The sequence below is a fragment of the Citrobacter sp. L55 genome, assembly GCF_002850715.1.
GTDB lineage: Bacteria > Pseudomonadota > Gammaproteobacteria > Enterobacterales > Enterobacteriaceae > Citrobacter > Citrobacter braakii.
In genome coordinates this window covers 68,200-90,695 of sequence record NZ_KZ559405.1, presented here as the reverse complement: position 1 = coordinate 90,695, position 22,496 = coordinate 68,200, and the positions used below count along the sequence as shown (strand labels likewise).

General features: G+C 50.7%; 13 protein-coding genes and 2 pseudogenes. 3 read left to right on the top strand and 12 right to left on the bottom strand.

Annotation, left to right across the window (positions count from 1 at the left end; all coding sequences use genetic code 11):
- Nucleotides 1-135: 135 nt before the first annotated feature.
- From B9P82_RS15535 to B9P82_RS15525, 3 genes are all read left to right on the top strand, one after another.
- Complete coding sequence (locus B9P82_RS15535; RefSeq protein WP_080860313.1) at nt 136-948, top strand: DNA-binding transcriptional regulator; 813 nt, start codon at nt 136-138, stop codon at nt 946-948.
- Between the two features lie 135 nt (nt 949-1,083).
- On the top strand, nt 1,084-1,389 hold the full coding sequence (locus B9P82_RS15530; RefSeq protein ID WP_101700596.1) for a putative quinol monooxygenase: 306 nt from the start codon (nt 1,084-1,086) through the stop codon (nt 1,387-1,389).
- A gap of 19 nt (nt 1,390-1,408) precedes the next feature.
- The gene (locus B9P82_RS15525; protein WP_016151968.1) at nt 1,409-1,930 is read left to right on the top strand and encodes a hypothetical protein; all 522 of its coding nucleotides are present in this window, start codon (nt 1,409-1,411) and stop codon (nt 1,928-1,930) included.
- A gap of 146 nt (nt 1,931-2,076) precedes the next feature.
- Here B9P82_RS15525 and B9P82_RS15520 read toward each other — a convergent pair whose 3' ends face one another.
- The 12 genes and pseudogenes from B9P82_RS15520 to B9P82_RS15460 all read right to left on the bottom strand — a co-directional run bounded on the left by B9P82_RS15520 (nt 2,077) and on the right by B9P82_RS15460 (nt 22,150).
- Complete coding sequence (locus tag B9P82_RS15520; RefSeq protein ID WP_202633421.1) at nt 2,077-2,451, bottom strand: hypothetical protein; 375 nt, start codon at nt 2,449-2,451, stop codon at nt 2,077-2,079.
- Nucleotides 2,452-2,746: 295 nt separating this feature from the next.
- On the bottom strand, nt 2,747-3,223 hold the full coding sequence (locus B9P82_RS15515; protein ID WP_016151966.1) for a cold-shock protein: 477 nt from the start codon (nt 3,221-3,223) through the stop codon (nt 2,747-2,749).
- Nucleotides 3,224-3,309: 86 nt separating this feature from the next.
- Entirely contained in the window at nt 3,310-3,555 is a 246-nt protein-coding gene (locus B9P82_RS15510) for a YmjA family protein (protein WP_101700595.1), read from the bottom strand.
- 393 nt (nt 3,556-3,948) lie between these two features.
- Nucleotides 3,949-4,542, bottom strand: a pseudogene (locus B9P82_RS15505) (hypothetical protein); the annotation flags it as partial.
- A gap of 253 nt (nt 4,543-4,795) precedes the next feature.
- Nucleotides 4,796-5,575 carry a hypothetical protein gene (locus B9P82_RS15495; RefSeq protein ID WP_101700594.1) on the bottom strand — a complete coding sequence of 260 codons (780 nt, stop codon included), beginning with the start codon at nt 5,573-5,575 and terminating at the stop codon, nt 4,796-4,798.
- A gap of 273 nt (nt 5,576-5,848) precedes the next feature.
- A complete protein-coding gene (locus tag B9P82_RS15490; RefSeq protein ID WP_101700593.1) occupies nt 5,849-6,070 on the bottom strand; it encodes a hypothetical protein in 222 nt (73 codons plus the stop codon).
- A 146-nt stretch (nt 6,071-6,216) separates the two neighbouring features.
- Nucleotides 6,217-6,699, bottom strand: coding sequence for a hypothetical protein (locus tag B9P82_RS29015; protein ID WP_230852491.1), 483 nt, complete (start codon nt 6,697-6,699; stop codon nt 6,217-6,219).
- A gap of 354 nt (nt 6,700-7,053) precedes the next feature.
- Nucleotides 7,054-7,539, bottom strand: a complete 486-nt coding sequence (locus B9P82_RS15480) for a hypothetical protein (protein WP_101700592.1) — start codon at nt 7,537-7,539, stop codon at nt 7,054-7,056.
- Entirely contained in the window at nt 7,536-8,339 is an 804-nt protein-coding gene (locus tag B9P82_RS15475) for a hypothetical protein (RefSeq protein ID WP_246842134.1), read from the bottom strand. The genes B9P82_RS15480 and B9P82_RS15475 overlap by 4 nt, the downstream gene beginning before the upstream one ends.
- A gap of 30 nt (nt 8,340-8,369) precedes the next feature.
- Nucleotides 8,370-8,504: pseudogene (locus tag B9P82_RS29440) on the bottom strand (DUF6862 domain-containing protein); the annotation flags it as partial.
- Between the two features lie 290 nt (nt 8,505-8,794).
- Nucleotides 8,795-20,500: a hemagglutinin repeat-containing protein gene (locus B9P82_RS15465; protein WP_101700591.1), complete on the bottom strand. Its 11,706-nt coding sequence runs from the start codon at nt 20,498-20,500 to the stop codon at nt 8,795-8,797.
- A 12-nt stretch (nt 20,501-20,512) separates the two neighbouring features.
- Entirely contained in the window at nt 20,513-22,150 is a 1,638-nt protein-coding gene (locus B9P82_RS15460) for a ShlB/FhaC/HecB family hemolysin secretion/activation protein (RefSeq protein ID WP_196406172.1), read from the bottom strand.
- Nucleotides 22,151-22,496: the final 346 nt, after the last annotated feature.

Here is a 22,496-nt window from a genome sequence, read left to right as displayed (position 1 = left end):
TTTTTTGTTAAAAGAATGTGAATAATTTTTTATTGTGCGGTCAGTATAGAAGTGAGTTTTTGCGCTACAATCAAAACATGCTTGGGTGTGCACTAAGTGCACAACGTTGTTTTAACTGTAGATTTGTCAATAAATATGAAAAGTGACGACAGTACCGAATACAAAACCGTGCGCGGGTTAACGCGCGGACTAATGTTATTAAATATGTTAAATCGTCTCGACGGCGGGGCCAGCGTTGGCCTGCTGGCAGAGCTGAGCGGCCTGCACCGCACCACGGTCAGGCGACTACTGGAAACCCTGCAGGATGAGGGTTACGTCCGGCGCAGTCTGTCCGATGACAGCTTTCGCTTAACCATTAAGGTCCGTCAGCTCAGTGAGGGATTTCGTGACGAGCAGTGGATTTCTGCGCTCGCCGCCCCGCTGTTGGGGGATTTGCTGCGCGAGGTCATCTGGCCGACCGACGTTTCCACGCTGGATGTGGACGCGATGGTGGTGCGTGAAACCACCCATCGCTTCAGCCGCCTGTCGTTTCATCGGGCGATGGTCGGGCGTCGTTTGCCGCTGCTGAAAACCGCATCCGGCCTGACCTGGCTGGCATTTAGCCCGGAGAATGAACGTCAGGAACTGATTGAAATGCTGGCTTCACGACCGGGAGATGAGTTCCAGTTGGCGCGCGAACCGCTGAAGCTCGACGCCATTTTGAGCCGTGCGCGAAAAGACGGTTTTGGCCAGAACTTTCGCGGTTGGGATCAGGAGGAGAAAATCGCCTCTATCGCCGTCCCCATTCGCAGTGAACAGCGGGTGATCGGCTGCCTGAATCTGGTGTATATGGCCAGCGCCATGACCATCGAACAGGCCGCGGAAAAACATCTTCCGGCCTTACAAAAGGTGGCGAAACAGATAGAGGACGGCGTTGAGTCGCAGGAGATTTTGGTTGCCGGGAGGTGAGATGGATCACAGTTAAGCGGATCATCGGATTAATAGCTGAGATAACTCACTCACCGACCGATATAACACTGTGGCGTCTTGCCCTAAATATATCTTCATCACATAGTGTGCATTCGTTTTCTGCCAGGAGGCTGCATGTTAAAGGTCATTGCCGAAGATTTCATCAAACCTGAGTATATTGAAACCGTTCTCCCTTGGTACCGTGAGCTAATATCGGCGACGAAGAAAGAGCCGCAATGCATTGCTTATGACCTCTATATTGATGAAAAAGATCCGGGGCATTTTATTTTTATCGAAGAATGGCCAAACCACGCGGCTCTCGATGAACATTGTGCCAGTGAGCATTTCCGGCGACTTGTGCCGTTAATCGATCAATACACGCGCCAGGAAGCACGTTACATACTGATGGATGACGTGGTAAATCCGACGGTCTCATCATAATTAAGAAACAGGATAGATAATGAAGAAAGTACTTGGATTACTATTAATTATGTTTTTAACAGGATGCTCCACACCAGGCAAACCAGCCTTTTACTACCCCTGGACGCAGTACAAAACGGGCATCGATATCCAGTTGCCGAAAGCCCCTAAATATAATGATGCTTTTCATGGGACTTTACGCCTCGACGACGATGGCGATTATGCGATGATAGTTATCTATAACGGCGGGAATGTCGTTAATCAGTTCGGCTATGTCACGAAAAGCAATCTTGATAACTGGATCGCACTTTATTCAAACTTCTTAAAATGGGATCCACAAAATTCGAGTGTAACAACAACGTTCACCATCCCAGATGCTGGCTCAACGTTTAACAAGGAATACGACGTTGAGTATCGTTTTGTTCAGGGCAACAAACTTTTTGTCATTAATAAACACAGCTCCGGTACCTGGTTTATCGACTTCTCTGAGATATCGATAAACGAGGCAAATGTACAGAAAGCACTCGATGTCTATGAAGGATTGAGAGGCAAGCTTAAGTAGCCAGATGCTGACCCTGGTCTCTTGTAAAGAGGCCAGGATATTCTCAATAATAGAACTATGGTCAGCGAACAAGAGTTCCTATCCCTAATTACGAAGCCAGAGTCATATCAATAAAGAGAAGCGTCAACAGTCGCTCCTTCTGCTTTTCATATGCGCAACATCAATTTTAATTTTTTAATATTTTCATCATCCGGAACCTGGTGTATGTCAACACAGTAGCTCTCTTCATACTCTTCAATTATTTTTTGGGCCTCTCCTCTACGGTTTCGGCCATTCATCCATAACTCATCTCTGGCATCCTGACCTATTCTCATCATGTCATAAGAGCTAATATGTGGTGGTGAGCGTCCAAATATAGCAGTGACACCATTTTTTTTGTAATTTTCTTGTGCCAGGGAATTACCTACCTCATTAACTGCCAAACCACACTTTAGTAACTTTTTAACTTTCGTTTCCTGACTATCACAACCCTGCAAAATAAACAAACCTGCTACAATGATCGCTATTTTATATATTTTCATCTTTCGCCCGAAAAATTCATATAAACTCATTACGAAGTGACCAACTCCGACAGATATTTATGTCCTCATAATGAGGTAAGCATCAGACTTCGGCTTTGTCACTGTCGGGATAACTGTATCATCTGGAATACTTACAAAACAATTCAATATAATCAAAAGAATTCTTATACTGCTGCAAGTGGGATTCGAGTTGTCAAAGAAAGCTATTCTCAATTCACCCCATTCACACAGTACTAAACCGAAACCCCGCTTCAAAAAAGAGCAGGATTTCGGTTTTCATTCACTCTGAAGGGCTTCAGACCTTAAGCAGTTTCACCGTCTCGTCGATATCGATTTCATCTTCCGAGAAGATCAGCGTCGTGCCCTGGAAGGTGGTGATGGCCAGCTTTTTCAGCGTGCGCATTTCGCCAGGCTTCACGTCTGATTTCGGTCGGATGCTGTTCATCAGCACACCAACGGACAGCACCGCATTTTCTTTGTCGATACGAGTCTCAGCAGGGACTTCTTCGCTGTAGACCAGGTAAGACTTGATCGCCGTGAGCTTCAGACGCTCGCCGGCGATATAGATGTATTTGCTGTCGGGTATGACTTTTACCGCGTAGGCAGATAAGCCTTTGTTGTTGGTGGTAGGCTCAAAGGTCACCGCCGCGTCTTTCTTGATCAGCTCAGGATTAGCAACCTTAATCACATGAAAATAGCGGTTGTCGCCGTTTTCATCCTTGATAAATCCAAAGCCTTTATCTTTAAACCACGTTGTGATTGTTCCGTTCATTGCTGTTTCCGCCTGATTAAACCTATTACTTGTAGAGTATACCTACTCAATTTGCGCGCAGTGTAAAACACAGGCCATGTCTTTGGCTACTCGTTACCCCAACGATTGAGGAACTCCGCGATATCATCAATACGTTGTGCGTCGACTCCGGCCTCGGTTGCCATCTCCTGCTGCGCTTCTTCGCTGATCTCTTCATTGTTCATCAAACGAGTGATCAACAGCTGGAAGTAGTGTGCCAGTGCGTCGCGTTCTGTATCGCTCACCGGCTTTGCAGCTTCAGTCGCGTATTCGTCGGCGATATCATAAAATTTTAGCGGAATGTCGTTGTTCATCGGGTGCTCCGGGGTAAATGCGTGTGCCAGCAGTTGCCTGCCGCGTCTGGTGTGAATGATAGCATTCTTATTTCATGGTTCGCGATCTGTTTTATTGGCTGTAATACGTTGCATATATCAACACTATTTTCTGGACTCGCTTCGTATTTAATAAGTCTACTCTTATTTAAATGACGTTTTTATTCAGCTCGGTATAACAGCCACAGGTTAAATAGTGTAGTAACGAAGGAAAGTAGTTAAGTCTTTTCCCGGAGCATTAAATGATTTAGGGGATATTCCGGTGATTAAACAGCAAAAAATAATGATTCCCCTGCTGGCCTGCTAAGCGAAGCGCCATCGAGCATTTATCCTCGCCGCCACTCCCCCCTCCAGGATGGCGGCCAGACCGCGAGTCCATCCCTTCGATTGGCGTCCAATTATTTTTCCATTCCCTACGCTTGCTTCTAACCACCCAATTACAGGTGTAGAGTCAGCACCTAAATTACCTACAATATTTAGCGCCTTATTTCGAGCATTTTCCCAGTTTTTCTCAGACTTTAATATTGTTTCAATTCGAGTTACTGAGCCAGGTACTATCTTACCTGGCAATATAATGCCAGCCAGCAAACCACCTGTCGCTTCAAGCGCAACCTGGTTCCCTGTTGAAGCGTCTTTAACTGTATCCGCTATCGCCGACCAGGTTTCACTCTTCATCAGCGCAGTAACGCTGTCTGTCAGCGCCTGATTCTCCCCGTCCAGATCACTCATGGCATTGATGCAGTAACTATCACCCGCAGCACAGGCTGCCAGCGCCATGGCCGCATCAGCAGCATAATCCGCTGAACCTAGTGCTGCATCACCGGTATCAGCGAGGACATTGATAACACCGTTCGCGATGGAAGAGGTTGTACCGTCACCCAGTTTTTCCCTGACCTGATTTTTCAGGGATTCAGCGGCCTGTTTCGCCGCTTCGCGGGCCCGGTCACCACTGAGCGAGTTATTCTCAACAACTATTATTTCCTATGACGCTCATGCAATTTATTTTTCAACCATACTCCAGCACCTAATACTACTCCTGCGATGCTCCCTTTTTTCAATGCGATATATAATGCCTCTTCCCATGAAAAAAGGAATGCCCCATCCTTGAAGTAGAAAATTGTTGACACTCCTAGTTGGCATATGAAAAGAACAACAGAGATTAAGGCAGTACAGTACACAACCAAGAAAAGAAGCCAAAGGGTACCAACCTTGCTGAAGAGATTCATTGCTTCTTCTCCCGCTTGTCTAATTCATCTTTTACAGCTTTTCCTGTAAGTTCGGAAGCAGTAGAACCTGTAACTGCACCAATAACATCCTTTGTCACTTGATCAGTTACCGGAGACAATGAATCAACAACTTTTCCCCCTAAACTACCAGCCGCACTACCAAAGCCAGTACTTATCACAGAGTTAGTCGGATCTTCCCCTTTAATCGCACTGCCAATCGCAGCACCTCCCATATTGATCGCTGCTGATGCCTGCCAACTTTTACCTGTAGTCGCGGCAGCTGTCACACCGGCGAGAATTGCATCAACATAGCTGAAAGGATCATTCCCGCTAAGTTGTACGCCCGTATTCACGCCCACACCGATTGACGCATTAAGCGTCATACTTTCTTTTATTGTGGTGCCAAGGACACTGCTGCCAAATAACAATACCGGGTCTCCAATACTGGCGTTGAATTTATGATAACCCCATGTATTCATGATGGTTTGTGCTTTCTGCTGCGCCTCTGTCTGTGGCGCTGACTTCATATAATCCTGCCCAGTCAGCATTCCTGCGATCAGCTCTTTAGTTACTGCCTCACCATATTTAGCCTGCATGTCAGATGCATATATTTTCAAATAACTTACCAACTCGGTTCGCTCTGCCGTGCTCAACTCCGCTGGTTCTTTATTGAACTTAGCAACCAGTGCATCGCTACGTTTATCGGCATTCTCAAGTTGTAAAAACTCTTTCGCGGTTTGCAGGGATTTATCGCCTTTTAAGACTTTCTCTGCCAAAGCATCACGTTTTTCCGAGGAGGTACTGCTCAGTAAATTATTCTCAACAACAACTCGCTCCGGTGTACAGTCTGACGGCGAACACGATTTTTCCCTGTCCTATCAGTCAGTTACATCCGTTTTTTGATGAGGCGTTTCGCTGGCCGTTACTTTTTGCCCCGACGCGCTTTTTTCAGCCCATTACGTAATCCTCCCAACGCCGCACAGTAGCGGGGTGAAGAGCGAGGTTTTAGGTTGTAGAAACACGCTCCCGAAGCGACCAGGGCTGTGCAATTACTTATTCAGTAAGGCTCTTCTGGCTTCCAACAATGCTTGTTGAAGCCAATCAAAATCTACCACCCTAATATTCGGTGAAAACTCAACTTTGATGTTATTCTCACCGTCTTCTTGCTGTAAAAGCGCGATAAACTCTTCATCACAGTAGATTTCAGCTATTAATTTTTCATAATCAACATCACTAGCCACAATAATTTTTAATTGATGTTTCTGAGTCATTCTTAAGGCTCCAAAAATCCACGGAAATTACCCTGAGGGTCAAAGCGAGCTCCCCGTCCGTCAGGCGCTATAACATCAAAACCACCAAAGCGGTTACCTTCTTTGACCGTCGCGCCTGGAGTTTTAACAATGCCATCCAATATTTTTTACCCTTGTTCATTCATCTGAGCCGGTGTGCCCTTGGCAACAGGAAAAGCGCTCCCTTCACGACTGCCATGTTTTTGCAATGCTCTACCAGCAACAGTGAAATTTCCCGCTTTAACGGCCGAATCTGTTTTAGCACCGGTTTGTGAAATTGCATCTAAATCAAGTTGACCAAATTTGCCTGTATTAATTTTTGGCCCCAAACCAGACGGAAGACTCCTCACTGCATTAGCCGCCACTGTCTCAGCTTTAGCCGCAGTCGCCTCTGCCGCAGTTTTTCCGATACCTACAGCACCGCCAGCTCCAACACCACCTGGCACTATCGCTTCTGACATCTGGATACCAGCATTATTCAGGCACAGCACTACATTACCTGCACACGCTTGTATCGCTACTTTAGCAGCCGCTGCGATTTCAGGTGTGGCCGCAGCCAGTAAACCACCACCAAGACCCGCCGGAAGGGCCACCATCAGGGCATCATTCATCGCCAGCCCTTTCTGGCAGGACGCTGATCTTGGGTCAGTGCTGCAAGATGCGATATTCTTGCCATGCTCCTGAACAAACTTCTCCTGGCCGCTTTCAGTACCGCCGAGCAGATTATTCTCAACAACAACTCTTTCCGGTGCGCACCCTCGTAACAATAACAGCTTCCCCTTTATTTTCAGTTACTTAAAAATAGTTTTCTCTGCTATACTTCCAGCCCACTAACTTTTTTGCCCTGACGCGCCCTTTCAGCCAGTTACACCATTTCCCCCAAATCTGTTAAAGAATAGCTCCCAACACACTATGACCATCATCCTTCCATGCAGTCATAGACAATATTACACGGGCGATAGCTTCTAATTATTCAGAGGGTAAGCTTTTGAAAAATCATTGTACGTTTCATGAAGATGATAAAATTTTGCATCAGGGTCATTTTTCAGTTCTTCATATCTTTTCATTAGTTTTTTGAATAAACCCTCTGGTACAGGATAAGGATCTGCCTCATTTTTTGCACAGTAAAAATAGAAAAGCGCCTTTTCAAGCTCTGCAAGAGTTATATTATCCGCATTGCCTGTCAAATACTCAAATGCGTAAGACCACTGTTCTGACAATAATAAGAAATTCAGCGCCGAACCTTTAATGAAAACACCATCAATGTTATTTGAATTAAGTATTTTTTTACAAAATGACAGACAGCACCCCGAATCTTTAACTAATAAATTACTGAGACACTCTAACGCATCATCCTCTGGGTCGTTAAAAGAGTTAGCCTCTACATAGCCATTAGCCAGGTAACTTTCTAAACCTTCAATATCCTTTGTGGTACTATTCACATTTATCATTTGAATGCTCCCGTATTAACAGTTGAAAGTCTTTTCGTGCCATCAGGTAATATTGTCCATGTAGCATAAACCCTTACGTTACCGTTAGGCCCTGATACAACAACAGATGTTTTTCTATTTGCAGACGTAGCCCCCTGAGCTGAGTCCAATAACTTATCCATTATCATGCTGTTATTACTGGCAGTATTCACTATACCTGCTTGCTCTAATACACGAGCCATATCTTGAGAACGCTCAATATTATGGATTTGTTTTTCTAACACTTCCATCCTTTTAGCATTATTTGGATCTTTTGCAAATTCTTTTTGGCTGCTAATTTTTGCATCTTTTAAAGAATTATATTCTATTTGCAAAGACTCAAGGTCACCAGAAGCTTTACCACGCATATATAGTTCAATCTTATCGACAGGTATTTTAGCATCACCTTTTACAGCCGTGATGTGATTTTTCCCATTTGCATCTGGGTGTGAGCTAACCTCGAAACTATTAGACAAGCGTTGTTTACCAGCCAGAACTTCTATCTTACTGGCCGCCGCAGCACCTATGACTGGTGCCATCGAAGCCGCTACAACCTTCATTCCATCATAAGTTTCAACGTATGCCTCTGCCGTCGCCTTATCGACCCCAAACTGCACTACGGCATAGTTCACCATCGCATCCTTCACCTGCTGCTGATTTTGCGCATCAACACCGGTGATATCGAGCAGGTTAACTATCTGACCATAAGCATCTGCGTACTGCTGGCTGGCCTTTGAATTATAGTTCCCGGTATTTTCGTACTCTCCTCTTGCTTTAATCACATCCAGCCTGGCAGCGGCGCAGGCTGAACTGGCTGCATTGCCATTGCCGCAGGCACTGATGACCTTCTGATCGCTGGTGATGTCTTTTTCGCGCAGATCATTAATGGTTTGCTGCGCTTTTTCACGTACAGCCTGATCTTTGCTGTTGAGCTTCTGTTTAGCTATTTCAAGCTCTGTCTTATCCGATACGCTGAAGAAGTTATTCTCAACAACAACTTAGAATCCTTTTAATTTCAATAACCGAGCTATCCACATCCCACCACCGACAAAGCTTCCGACACTGAGACTAATCTTACAGAGTAGCAATATATTTTCCATAGTGAAATTAATTGGTATCCCTTTGAAAAAGAAGAACAACAACTCCCCTGCTACGTATAAAGTAATTGATGTCAAAAAAATGGACACAATACTTAATGCGATAAAAAGAGGCAGGTGCAGAAACTTATTTTGCTTTCTCATTTTTTGCGATCCTCCTGAGAGGATTTCTGCTCTATATACTTCCCGCTAAGTTCAGATCCCACGCTACCACCGATATCGCCAGCTATACCTGGAAAATAGCTAGGTGTCATTTCTTTTGAAAGCCCAAGCTCTCCTTTCACTTCAGTAAACTGTCTCAGAGCAGGATTAAACTTAGGATCCCAACCACCTTTCCACCAGTTAACACCAGAATTAACGCCCCATGAGACCCCTTTACCGATGCCATAGCCAATACCCGAACCGGCCCCATTGATTAGCGCCCCCGACAGCGGGTCTTTGTTGTCAATCCAGTTACCCAGCGCACCACCTGCGGCATTCCAGCCGACTGTACCTGCCAGGCCATTCCCCATACTGAATACATTCACCCAACCAGCAATGGCTGCGTTTGCAGGGTCTATAGTACCATCAGCCAGATAACTGATACCGGCATTCGCACTTGCTCCCAGTCCCCACATAGCCTGAGCACCACCAGGAAGCAGAGCCACTGTACCTGTTGCCAGAGCAAGTCCTACCGCATCCCGTTCATTTTTAGCCTTATGGCATGCGGCTCCATCAGGATTATCAGAACAGCTCGCCATATCGAGCCCATGCTGACGTATCCATGCAGCCTGAGCATCTTCACTACCACCGAGTAAATTATTCTCAACTGAATTTTTACCAGACTGCGCCCCTGTTGTCGTGCTTTTCGAATCCCCCCCGGCCAGATTACCTGCCAGCCCGGATGCAATAGTCGCAAGATTACTGACTAACTGCCTGTCACTTTCATCCAGCTCACTGACGCGCTTGCCCGGATACATCGTTTTCAGTATCGCATTAGCAGCAAGCTCTCCTACCGCTGCGCCAGCCGCTCCGGCTGCTACATTGTTCCCCTGCATAGCCGCCGCAGCACCACCCAGTATCGCATGCGCGATGGCTTTAGCCGCGATATCATCCTCGCTGAGGCCCGCCTTATGGCCTATGATATTGGCAAGCTCCGGTGCCGAGGCCCCCGCCAGCGCCGCGCCAATATTACCGCCAGCCAGCCCTTGCAGAGCGCCTACTGCAGCCTGAATACCCCGCTGCACGTCACTGCCCGTACCGTATTTCGTCTGCTCGGTTTTATATGCCGCTGAGTTCCGTAGTTGCGTCTGGTATCTTGCTTTTTCTTCATCACTGGCGTTCACATCCGGCTCAGGAATGCCTTCCTTTGCCAGTGCTTTTTTACCCGCGTTCAGGCCATTTATCTCACCTTGCGTCCGCGCGATATCCGCCGCCTGGTTACCTATCTGGGCTATCAGTTGCACTTCTTGCAGACGTCTCTGCTCTTTTTCCTTGTCAAAAATAGGACTGATGCTGCCGTTTGCATGCTCCACATCCCGGCTCAGACCGGCGACATCCTGCCTCTGGTTTTCCGTGTCGCGAACAGTTAACGTCCCCTCACTCACCGCCGCCTGCGTTGTTCCTTCCGCATGCCCGCTGCTGCCACCTCCGGCAATCAGGGCGTTCGCCAGATTACCCGCGAACTGTTGACCAATACTGCCTCCCGTACTGATCCCTCCCCCCTGGTGCTCCACTTTGTAATCTGCCTGATTGTGGATATCGCCAAAGCCCAGCGTGCCCGTATCCAGACTGTTTTTATCCGCTGAACCGGTAGAAGCAATGACCGCGCCATCCAGTTGGGTGTGCTTGCCCACGGTGATATCAAAGCCACCGTCTGCCGCGAATATCCCGCTCTGCTCCTGCACCGAGTCATAGTCGCTCTTCATCCTGTCGCGGCTGGCATTGATACTCGCAGAAGCCGTCCCCGCGCCGAAGGTATATCCCACTCCTCCGCTCACGCTGTTCTGTTTGCTATCGTAGTGGTCGCTGTCCTGCGTACTGGTAATCGTCAGATCGCGGCCTACATCTGCCGTCACTTGATTGCCGTTGACCTGCGCACCAGCAAGCGTAGTGTCCCGCCCGCTGTTTATCGTGACCTGATTACCCGCATCCACCGTGGTTTCATTCTGCCAGGTGCCGTTGCCTTTCTCACGCCCTTTACTGCTGTTGGCGTTCGCCGAGACGCTGATCCCCGCGCCACCGGAACCCACACCGATACCCACGCCAATACTGCCACCGCTGCTGCTGTTTTTACCGGTCGTCAGTTGCGTATCCTGCGAAGCGATAAGATTCACGTCACGTGTGGCATCCAGCACCACATCCTTACCGGCCTTCACTTCACTGCCTGCAATAGTAATATCGCTTCCTGTGGACGTGATATTGACGCTGTTGCCTGCGTTCAGAGTACTTCCCGTCGTTGAATCCTGCTCACTGTGGGAGGTCGATTTTGAGGACTGTGAGCCCAGAGAAGCACTGACACCTATCGTATTGGTATTGTCTTTAGCGGTCCCTTTCGCCTGATCCAGAGCCACAGCCTGCCCGGCCTGTACTCCGGAGAGAACTGCCTGCGTACCCTGCAGTGCCGCTAGTCGGGAATCGCTGCTTTGTTTTGCTCCCTGTGCTGCTGAAACCGCGCTGTTCACCGCACTGCCCGCAGCCCCCGACAGCGCCACCGTCAGTCCGCTGGTTTTCTGCTCAAACTTCTCATCACGTGTGCGTTTGTCATGACCCGGTTCAATAAGTACGCTGTCGCCGCGAACAGCAATATCTTTCTGGGCGATGATATCCGCGCCGCCGATATGTGCCTGCTGGCCTGCGGTGATACTGACGTTGCCCGCCGTTGAGCCGACAGTACTGAAGCTCTCGCTTTGGGTGGTGCCTTTTTCGCGCAGATCGTGCGTGGTTTTGCTGCTACCGATGGTGAAGCCGATCCCGCCTGACCCCATCAGGCCGCTCTTTTTAGTCTCTTTAAAGCGCCATGAGGTATCGGTATTGGTGGCGGCAACAATATCCACATTGTTGCCAGCCCCCAGCGCCACATTGCCGTCACCGGCAACGGCTGAGCCCTGTACCAAAATGTTATTCCCGGCGGTGACAGTTACATTGTTCCCACTCAGCAGCGCGCCTTTTTCCCGCGTAGCGCTGTCTTCTTCAATCGTATGGGTAGTCTTTTTACTAAGGAATCCTTTTTTGGTTTTCGTGGTTTCCTGGTAGTGATAATCGCTCTCTGTGGCGGTCGTGAGATTCACATCCCGGCCTGCCGTTACGCCGATATCGGCCTGTGCCGTAACATCTGCTGCCTGTGCGTTTACATCACGCCCGGCAATAATGACGGCGTCGCCGCCGCTGGCAATTTCCGTTCCCTGCTGGCGTACGGCGTCATTGACCACGGTTTTCTTCTTCGCACGATAGCTGTCGCCGTCGGTCGTTGCTTCAGCCAGCAGGTTGACATCTCGCCCGGCCAGCAGACCGACATCATTCTCCGCAGCCAGCCCAGCCGCATGGGAATTAATATCCTGACCCGCTTTCAACACCAGATTGTCACCCGCTGAAACGGTAGTACGGGAAAGCCCGGTGCTGTGCGATTCACTGCCCCCGTTACGGCTACTTTGCTGAGTGGTAGCCGCATTCAGATTGAGATCGTTACCCGCTGTTAGCTGAGCATTCCCTCCCGCTTTAACATCGCTGGCGGTGATATTGAGGTTATTCCCGGCATTGATACCGAGGTTACCGCCCGCGCTGATGGCGTTACCCTGCCAGTCCACTGACGACCGACCAGTCTCAGTTATCCAGCGTCCGGAGTGACTCCGGGCATCGTTAATCTGGTTGGCATTTACCGCAATATCCCCCCACGCATCCATCAGCAATGAGCCGCCTGCAGAGAGATTCGCGCCAGTAACAGTGATATCTTTGCCTGCCGAGAGCGACAATCCGTCCTGCGCGGTTATCGATGCCGTAGACCCCAGCAGAGTATCTTTAAAGCTCACATTGCGGTATTTGTCCCTGGCACTCACATCAATCTGTTCTGCCAGCGTCAGATTATTGATGTTGCCGCCCAGGCTTTCCAGCGCCACCGTTTTTCCGCTGATGGCGGAGCTGACGTTATTGATATCACCAATCGCGCTCAGGTCGAGGTTGCCCCCGGCCTGCATCAGACCATTGTTAAGGTTGTTAATACTGTTTTGGCTGTCGAGAGTGAGGTCGTTTCTCGCCAACAGCGTACTGCCGGAGTTGGTGATATTCCCGCTGGTAAGCTGAACATTATTCCCGGCAATGACGCTACCGTTGTTCACGGTGATATCTTTCGGCGAGAGATACAGCTTCGGTATCATTACCGTCTCACCGTTGATGGTGGCGGCTTCCCACCACAGCATGCTGTGCTCAAGGGACGCTATCTGATCTGCCGTCAGTGCCACCCCAAATTTCAGTCCCAGCGACTGCTGAGTGCTTGCAGCGCTATCCATCAGATAACGCATCTGGTCAAGGTCAGAACCAATGCCGTTGATGTATCGACTTCCCGTCTTATTCAGCATGGCGTTACTAACATAGCGGGTATCGAACGCCGCATCACCGAGGAAACGGTAGTCATATTCAGGGTTGAGTTTGAGACGATCGAGCATATAGGCCGATCCCAGGAACTGGTTTTGATCGGTATACGCAATATTGGTTTCACGCGGCGCTTCGCCAGGTTTGATACCCAGCATTGCATTCAAATCACCAAACAGGCTGGGATCGAGCTGACCAAGACCATTCAGTTCCGGGTTAACGTTGATCAGATACGGGCTTTTCGGATCGTCGGAGACGACGAAATACCCGTTCTTTCCGGAAGGCAACGGATAAGCGCTGGTATCCACCGTTTTGCCCTGATTTATACCGGCGGCATTCACGCCCTTCTCGCCTGGGTTAATCAGGCCATTGAGTTGACCGAGACTGGCGTTACCTTTCTGCGTGGTAGAAACAGGGTTGAGCGTAGCGTCTGATACGCCGCTGCTTTCCAGCGCGCCGCCGCCGTTAATCTTCTGCAATACGTCATGCAGTCGATCGTTCCACTGTGGAGAGCTGACACTTACCGTGTCATTGCTTGCCAGCGCCTGCTTTTGCACCCCATTACTGATGGTTTGGTTGCTGAGGGTGTTGAGGGTAGGGGTAACGATGGTATTTATCACTCCCCCCGTATTAGGAGTGGTACTGGTATTGCTAATATCTTGTGAAAAAACTGCCTGAATTTTTCCGCCCGACTGGATTACTGAGCGATAAATCGTTGCACCCGAAGCTTCTTCTCGGTCCTTCCCTTGTGCGATGTAATGAATTGGAGTCTTTCTATAGCTATCAGCTTTTACTGACGCAGCAGGCGTTTCCCATTTATTACCTTGCTGGTCAGCAGCATACGTCCGATATCGGGTAACTGTACCGTCTGTCCAAGACTGATTTTGCAGGGTTGTACCCGAAAGGTGCATGTCCCCGCCAGCCAGCAACGTACTGGCATTATTTTCCAGATGTCCCGCCTGAAGGACCATTCCACGAGATGAACTGATGCGCCCGGCCCCACCGCTGGCAGAGACAGAAAGGGTTGCGCGTGAGACTGCAATCTCCTTCGTCGGACTGTTTTTCATCGCCTTAGGAACAGCTATGTCGTAACAATCAGGACTCGCGCCGTGCCCCGGACTCCCTCCACCGCTGCAGGATCGGTTAACAATGTAACCATAGTCAGTTCCCAGTTTTAGCTCAGAAAGAGGAATATCTGCAAAACTCTCATTCAGCCAGGCATACTGTTGTGTTAGATCTTCAATTTTGCCGTTACTTACCACCAGCCCATCCCGCTGATTCAGCAGATGCCCGGTTTTGATGGTGATATCACCGTTCTGGGTTTCGATATTACCGGAGGTGTTGACCACTTCACTGTTGGCATTTCCCGCCGCATCTCGCTGCATCCACAGATTGTTTCCCGCGAGGATATCGCCGCGCTGGTTGGTAATGGTGTTAGCATATAGCGCCAGATTATTTGCCGCGTACAACAGCGCCGTATTGACGATGGCACCCGGTGCATTGAGCGTCAGAGAGCCACGCGTTCCGGTGAAACCAGAGACTGAAACATTACCGCGACTGGTCAGCGTAATATCGCCGCCGCCCTGTAACGTTCCGGCGGTATTGAGCGCTACGCTGTCGCCGCTGAGATAACTGGCGCCGTTGCCAGTGGTGATTTGTCCATTATTGCTGAGCTGTCCGCCCGCCGTCAGGTTGAGCGATTGCCCCTGAAGCACGCTACGGTTGTCGATAGCGCCATCACTGGTAATGGTCAGCGTTTTACCCGCGGCAAAAGCGCTTTGCACAGTAAAGTCATTCACCAGTTTCAGCGTCAGATTACCCAGCGCAACCACCTGCCCCAACGTACCCAGCCCGTGACTTTCAACGGACAGATCGCCGCCGCTGAACAGTTTCCCTGCCGCATTCTGATTAATCTGGCTGGCATTAACACTCAGTTGCGAGGTGCCCAACAGCGTACCGTTATTTGTTAGTTGCGTGTATTTCACCGCCAGTTGACCGGCCTGCGCGGTTCCCAGGTTGGTAAAACTGGTCCCTGCAAGCGTGGCGCTGTCAGCCAGCCAGTTCCCGCTATTGGTGGCCGTTGCTGCATTCAGAATGAGGTTTGCCGCCTGTAACCAGCCTGCGCCGGAATACTGCGGCGTGGTCAGCTTCATTCCCGCGCCAGAAAGCAGTTTGCCGTCATTGAGTGCGCGAGTTGTGGCGTTAAGATGGGTCTCTCCACCGCCCTGCATTAAACCGTAGTTGGACAGCACTGGCGTAGAAAGCGTCAGCCCCTGGCGGCTGACAATCTCCCCGGAAGCCTGGTTTATCAAATCACCGCTCAGCGACAGCGTTGCGCCATTATCCCCTTGCAGTCGTCCGCTGTTGGTCAATGCGCCGGTCGTCATGCCCAGCGTCGCCCCCTGAATTTTGCCCTCATTGGTGACTGACGCCGCAGTCAGATCCAACGCGCCCCCGCTCAGCATACTGCCCGCTTTCTGCTGCCTGACCGCGCCGTTCATGGCAAGCGTAAACGCATTTACGCCGCTAATCGCCGCACTGTTATCAAGGGTTGTCCCCTTCAGCGTAAGATTTTTCGCCGTCCATTGCCCGGCGTTAGCCAGAGAAAGCGCCTGTAGCGTCGCGTTACCAAGGGCAGTAATTTTGCTGCCCGCCGCAGACGTCAGGTTATTTGCGAGCGTAAGCTGCAGAGCGTCGGCGCTTTGTATTGCCCCGTTGTTTGTCAGCGTTTGCGCATTGAGCAGAACAGACTGCCCTTGCCACACGCCGTTATTCGTCACCTCGCCAGAAGAGAGTTTCAGCGTCCCCTGCGTCAGCAGTGAACCACCTGCTGCGTTAATCAATTTCTGTTGCGGTGAAGCCATCGCCATGCGCGCCATCAGACGCTGACGAGCCTCTAGCGTCAGGCTTTGCAGACCGGTCAGCGTACCCTGATTGTGGATCCGGTTTTGCTGCAGGGTCAGGGTATTTCCCTGTACCGTGCCACTGTTATTAAGCTGCACGCCGTCTAGCGTTACGTCGCTTTCGCTGAGCAGCTTGCCGCTGTTATCAAGCTGCTGCGCGGTCAGTGACATTCCGCCATGACTCATCACTTCGCCTGATGTAGTAAGGCCGTTGTTTACATCAGCCGTCAGATTACCCAGGCTTATCAGCGATCCTTTGTGCAGCCAGTCATCTGCGGTCAGCGTAAGTTGCTGCCCCTGCAGCGTTCCCTGCGTCGTGATAGTGCCGGCATTGACGCTCAACGCGCCGCCGCTCAGCGTACGGGACGTAATGCCCGTCGTGAGCACATCGCCAGCCAGCGTAAGCCCATTCGTCCCCTGCCACAGGCCTGTATTGTTTAACGTCGAGGCTGCAAGTGTCAGCCTGTCACCGGTAATACGCCCGGCGCTGTTGATATCATCAGCCGTAAGCGTCAGTGCGCCGCCACTTTGAATGTGTCCGGGGTTGGTAAGTCGCCCGGACAGCTTGCCTTCCAGGCCATGCAAACCGTTAAACACGCCGCTGTTATTCAGCGAGTCGGCAGTGAATGTCAGGGTATCGCCTTGCAGTACGCCGGCGTTTTCCATCGCACCGGAATGCACCAGCAGCGCATTACCGGCCAGCCATTTACCTGCGGTATCCGTGATGAAGGTATTCGCAGAAACCGAGGTATTGTCGTTGCTCTGTACCAGACCGCTGTTACGGATTGATTTTCCATCCAGAGTGACACTTTTCGCCGCCAGCGTACCGCGGTTATCCAGGGATGCAGTATTCATCGACGCCCCCTGTTTCGCCACCATACTCCCCTGGTTTTCAACCGAGTTCGCCAGCGTCAGGTTCAGGGAATCGGCCTGAATATCACCTGCGTTAATTAATTTGCTGCCGCGCAGTGTGAAGTCGGTATTTGTCAGCAGCAGACCGTGGTTTTCCAGCGTGTCTAGGCCTAAATCCAAACCCGCGCCGCTAACCAGTTGTCCCTGCTGACCATTGAACATATTGCGGGTGGTGAGTTGTAGCGCCGAATTACCCTGCACAATGCCGTTATTCACCAGCTCCGGTGCGGAAATGCTCAGGGATTTTGCAGCAATCATTTCGTCGTTAAACAACTGTGCCGCAGCCAACTCAAACAGGTTGAGACTGCGCAGCGATCCCTGATTATCCAGTCGCCCGTTAGCCTTAATCTTCAGACTGTCCAGTGCCTGAACGCTGCCGCTATTGCGCAGGTTATCCAGTCTAATCGCCGCGGTACGGCCCTCTAGTTGGCCATCATTTTCAAAACGCTTTCCGCTGAGCTGTAGATCTTCACCGCTGGTCACCTGCCCACCAGCAAGGTTTGTAAAGCGATTCCCATCCCAGGCGAGCGCCTGATTCCCCTGCAGGATCCCACTGTTGCTGAGATCGCCGTGTAATGCCAGCACCTTCGCTGCCAGCATTCCGCTGTTATTCACGCTGGCGGCATGCACGGTCATACCTTGTTGACTGAGTACTTTTCCCTGGTTAGTGAACGCGTCGTGTACTGTTGCCGTTACCCCCGTTTCTCCCAACGCATTACCGCTATTTTGCCACGTATTTGCTTCCAGATTCAGCGTACCGCCCTGCAGCAAGCCAGTGTTGTGGAGAGTCTGATTCTTAAGACTTAATTCACCCACCGACAACACATTACCGTCGTTATTCACGTCCTGACTGTTCAGTGCGAGCGTATCGGCGGCCATGAGTCCGAGGTTATCTGTCTGCTGTCCGTGAACAGATAATGACGTGTCAGCCAGCAGGCGTCCCGCGGCTTCGTTTTTTATCGTCGCATATTCACTTTGCAGATTAACGCCGTTAATTTCTCCGCCGTTAACCAACTGGCGACCGTTGAGGTGCAATGAACCGTCGGTTGTAATCAACCCATGGTTAGCCAGATACGGTATATCCAGCGCTAGAGATGCTTTGCTGTAGAGTGAGCCGCCGCTGAGGTTTTCCAGTCTGTCGGTATGCAGGTTCAGCGCGGTGTTGCCCTGCATCAGACCGCTGTTCACGACATGCTGACTCTGGAGAGTTAACGTGTCGGCGATCAGAGAGCCGCTGCTGGCGAGTCCATCAGATGCAATAATCGAGATGCGTTCGGCGCTGGCGCTACCGCTATGGGTCAGCGTTGTCCCACTGAGCGCCAGAGTATCGGCCAGCAGCTCTCCATGGTTATCAACTGACTGCTGCGCGCTGAAACCGACGCGTTCCCCAGTGGATTTCCCGCCATGACTGAGCCTGTCAGCCGTCACATCCAACGAACCTTTTGCCGCCTGTACGCCGTTCAGCGTCACGTTGTTGCCCGTAATCGCAAGGTCCAGACCGCTCTGCAAATGACCGTCTTTGCCAGTAGTCAACTGCTTTGCGCCGACATTAAGCGCACCAGCGGCATTAACCTGACCATTCAGGTTAAGATTTTGCGTAACGTTTAACTGTATGTCCTGTTGCCCGGCGATCAGCGAATCTTTCGCGGCGGTGAGGTTTTCAGCATTGACCGTTACTCCCTGGTTGCCAGAGAGGACGCCATGTTGTTCAACTGTCGCGGCCTGCACCGTTAATGTGCCATCAGAGAGCAACTTCCCACCATTACTCAGCGTGGCATCAGCCCGGATATCCGCATCGTTTTTCGCGCTCAGGATCCCCTGCTGGTTCAACGCTACCGTTTGTACTGAAAGCTGGCCGCCGCTCGCCAGCGTACCCATATTATCCAGCGCCCCGCCGTTGACCGATACGCTGTTACCCTGCATCAGACCTGCGTTGTTAAGGCTGCTGACAGAAACATCAAGACTGCCATTTGCAGCCAGTTGACCACCATTAACGAGGTGCCCACCAGAAAGGGACAACGCGCCTCCCGCATTGACCTGTCCCTGGTTGTTCATGTCGCTACCGGTCAGGCTTAATGCGCCCTTCGCATCGGCACGACTGGCGTTATTCAGAGCTATGCGCTGTGCCTTCAGCGTTAATCCGTTACCTGCTGAGAGCAATCCCCCCTGCGCCGACAGTTCGCCTTGACTGTTAAGGCTGACATCAGTATCACTCCCCAGCGTGGAACGGGTCAGCGCCAGCCCATTAGTACCCGTAACATGCATTTTTTCTTTACTGGTCAGGCTGCCGTCGGTGATTTTCAGCGAACCGTCACTGCGCAGTGAGGTGTTTTTCTGGCTAACCAAAGTGGTTGCCGCAATGGCTACATCCTGTTTAGCAGCCACCTGCAACTCGCCAGCTGCAGCAACCCCGCCCCCCTCGATCGTCACCTTGCCATCGCTGCCCAGTTGCACGCCTGCGCCGCTGGAGAGATTTGCATTCTGTAACGCTAACGCCCCGGTGCTGTTGATGACCATCCCGCTTCCGGTCTTATGACTGCCGGTCAACGTGACGCCTTCGCCACTGGCGGATAGACCACCATTTGCCAGACTGTTGCCGATCGTTAATTTCCCGTTAGCATTGAGGGTGATATCACCCTGACGGGCATTCAGATTCCCGAGGTTGACCCCCAGCCCTTTCTCGCTGGAGACCAGATGAATTCGATTAGCATACATGCCGCCTAACGCACCGGTGTCTACCGCAATTTTCGGTGCTTCCCCTTCGCCATTCAGCGGGCTCACCTGGCCATTCGCCGCCACGCGATTCGCGCCGGCGATAACCGTCAGATCCTTGGCGTGCAGCGCAGCATTAATTTCCGTGGCACGGGCAATAATCGACACCGCATCGCTCTGACTACCATCCAGCCCCTTACCTTCTATGGTAATGCTGCCCTTGCTTACATCCAGCGACTGTAGGTTGCCGTTGGCATCCAACACGGGTTTACCGGTGGTCAGCGTGGCGTTAGGCGTGTTGATAAATCCACAACCATTACAGGTAATGCCATAGGGGTTGGCAACCATGACGTTGGCAGCTTTCCCCGCGACTTCGGTATAGCCCTGAAGCTGCGAACGGTTAGCGCCGGTAACTTCGTTGATGATCCCTGAAGCTTCCTTTCCCGGTTGCAGGTTCGGGTTATTCTGGATGATGCCGCCGAGCTGGGTCTGGGTAAATTGCCCGGTCGCGTTGTTGAGGATCAGCCCCTCTTTTCCCACGTTGTAGTCGTTATATTTATTGTGTGAAATCCCGGACTGGTTCGGCGTGGCAATATTCACCACCGGAACACCATTGGCGGCTTTATCCATCTGCGTATTGCCTTCAGGCGTGATGGCGGCAGCCATCGCTGGGAGCAGTGGTTGGGTAGCCAACAGGAAACTCAACATGCCACTTAGCAAACGCTGGGAAAAACGAACCTGATCCTTTTTCATCACCCTTATTCCTTAAAATGCCACCGCAACGCGGTAATACACATTGAGATGATCCGGCGCCAGCCAGTCCGGATAGTTAACTGGCGTTCCTACGGTAAACTGACTGGAAAACCAGCGCCCTGAACTGGTTAATCCCAGTGCAGCCCCCCACAACGTGCCGGAGGCATAGCTATCAACGTTATCCTGTTTCAGCCAGCCGCCGTCGAATGCCGCTATCGCGCCAATCTGTCCCAGCACCGGCAGCGTAAATAGCGAATAATTCACTTCATTGCGCCAGTAGCCGCCGTTATCTCCAGAAATGTACTGTTCTTTAAAACCGCGAACGGAGGTTTCTCCGCCCAGCGTCAGGCGTTCACTTCCATAGAGTCGGTCTGGAGACCATTGAAAATACACGCTGCTTAGCCACCACAGTTTCTCTGCCAACGGGCGCTGGAAACTACCGCTGACGCTCCATTTGCGAAACTCCGCCCTTGGCACATCACCCTGTTTATCGTTGTCATCCTCTGCGCCAAACCATGGCACGCCCTGGGTGAATGAAGGGTTAAACGTCGCAACGCCGGAAGCAATTTTTTGCGTATGGTTGATGCCCAGCGAAACGCTGGAAAGCTTGCGACTACTGGTTTCCAGCAGGATATCATTCAATTTGTTACGGTTAATTCGATGCGTCAAACCCAGCGATGCAGCGGTTTTGACATCACCATTGCGAAACAAAACCCAGGATCCGTTCAGACGATGGGTTTCGCTATCTCCGGTGGAACGCCAGAGATAACCATTGTTATCAATCGTGCTGAGGTAGTTACTCCAGCTGTAGTTGTAATCAAGCAGTCCGTAGCCGTAAGGAATACTCACGCCGGCCGCAAAGTTCTGCGCATCTTTGCTGCTGGAAAAATCGCTACTGCGTCCGCCGCTAATAAACCATTTATCCGCCAGGCCGAGCATGTTATTGAAAAATAGCGCACCACTGAGCTGTCCGGTTCCGGTGCTCTTTTGTCCACTGTTATCAAAACTAACTGAGCCATTGAGTGGAAATTCAGGCGTGGCGGTGAGGTTAACTATTGAGAACCCCTGCTGACTGCCCGGCAAAATTTCAATTTCCACCGGCGTCTGGCGAACCCGGTTCAACTGCTCCATCCCCTGTTCAATGTCACGCAGATTGAGAATTTTTCCTTCCATTCCGGGAAAGGTCATCAGCAGAGTGCGCGATGGGACGCCTTCCAGACGTATTTGCTGCAATTTACCCTCAAGCACCGCAATGTGCAGCACCCCGGATGAGAGATCCTGTTCGGTTAAAAAGGCACGACTGGTGATGTAGCCTCGACTGATATACCAGTCGGAAATTGCATTTGTCAGTTCCGTAAGGCGGGGAATATTCAGGCATTGATTCACCCATGGCGCGGTAAGCTTTGCCGAGGCAGCGGCGGACAACTTCGTTGCGCCGTCAATATCAATACGCGAAATCATAAAACACGGCCCTTCAGTCTGGGCTGGCGTTTTCGGCGTTACGATTTCGGGTAGCGTAACGCTACGCTCCAGCTCTTCACGCTGGCGCTGGTTTTCATTAAGTCGCTGCTGCTGTTGCTGCTGAATGGTATTCCGATCCGCAGGAGAGAGTGGCGCCGCAGAAACAGTTGTGAACGGCAAAATTAACATCCCAATTAATATTGCCAACTTTCTTTCATCCCTGAACTTCACCCCACCCCCCATAAAAGTACGAAAGCGAACTTGACTGTAAAGCACAGCCGATCCTTGTAAAAAAGCACAAAATGTAAACAAAAGTAAAGACATTAAGTGCTATTTCACTTCATTCCAATTGCATTTTAGGATTTCTTATGCTCTTAAGTTAAATTATTCTTACTCTGTTGACCTAATCCCATCGCAAATCGCCCATTTACCCACATTAACGCTCTGGACAATACGCTACGATGACGCCACTCGCATCGTGCTAACAGACACACCTCCCCGGCACTAAATAAGCGGAATCCGCAATACCTGGAAA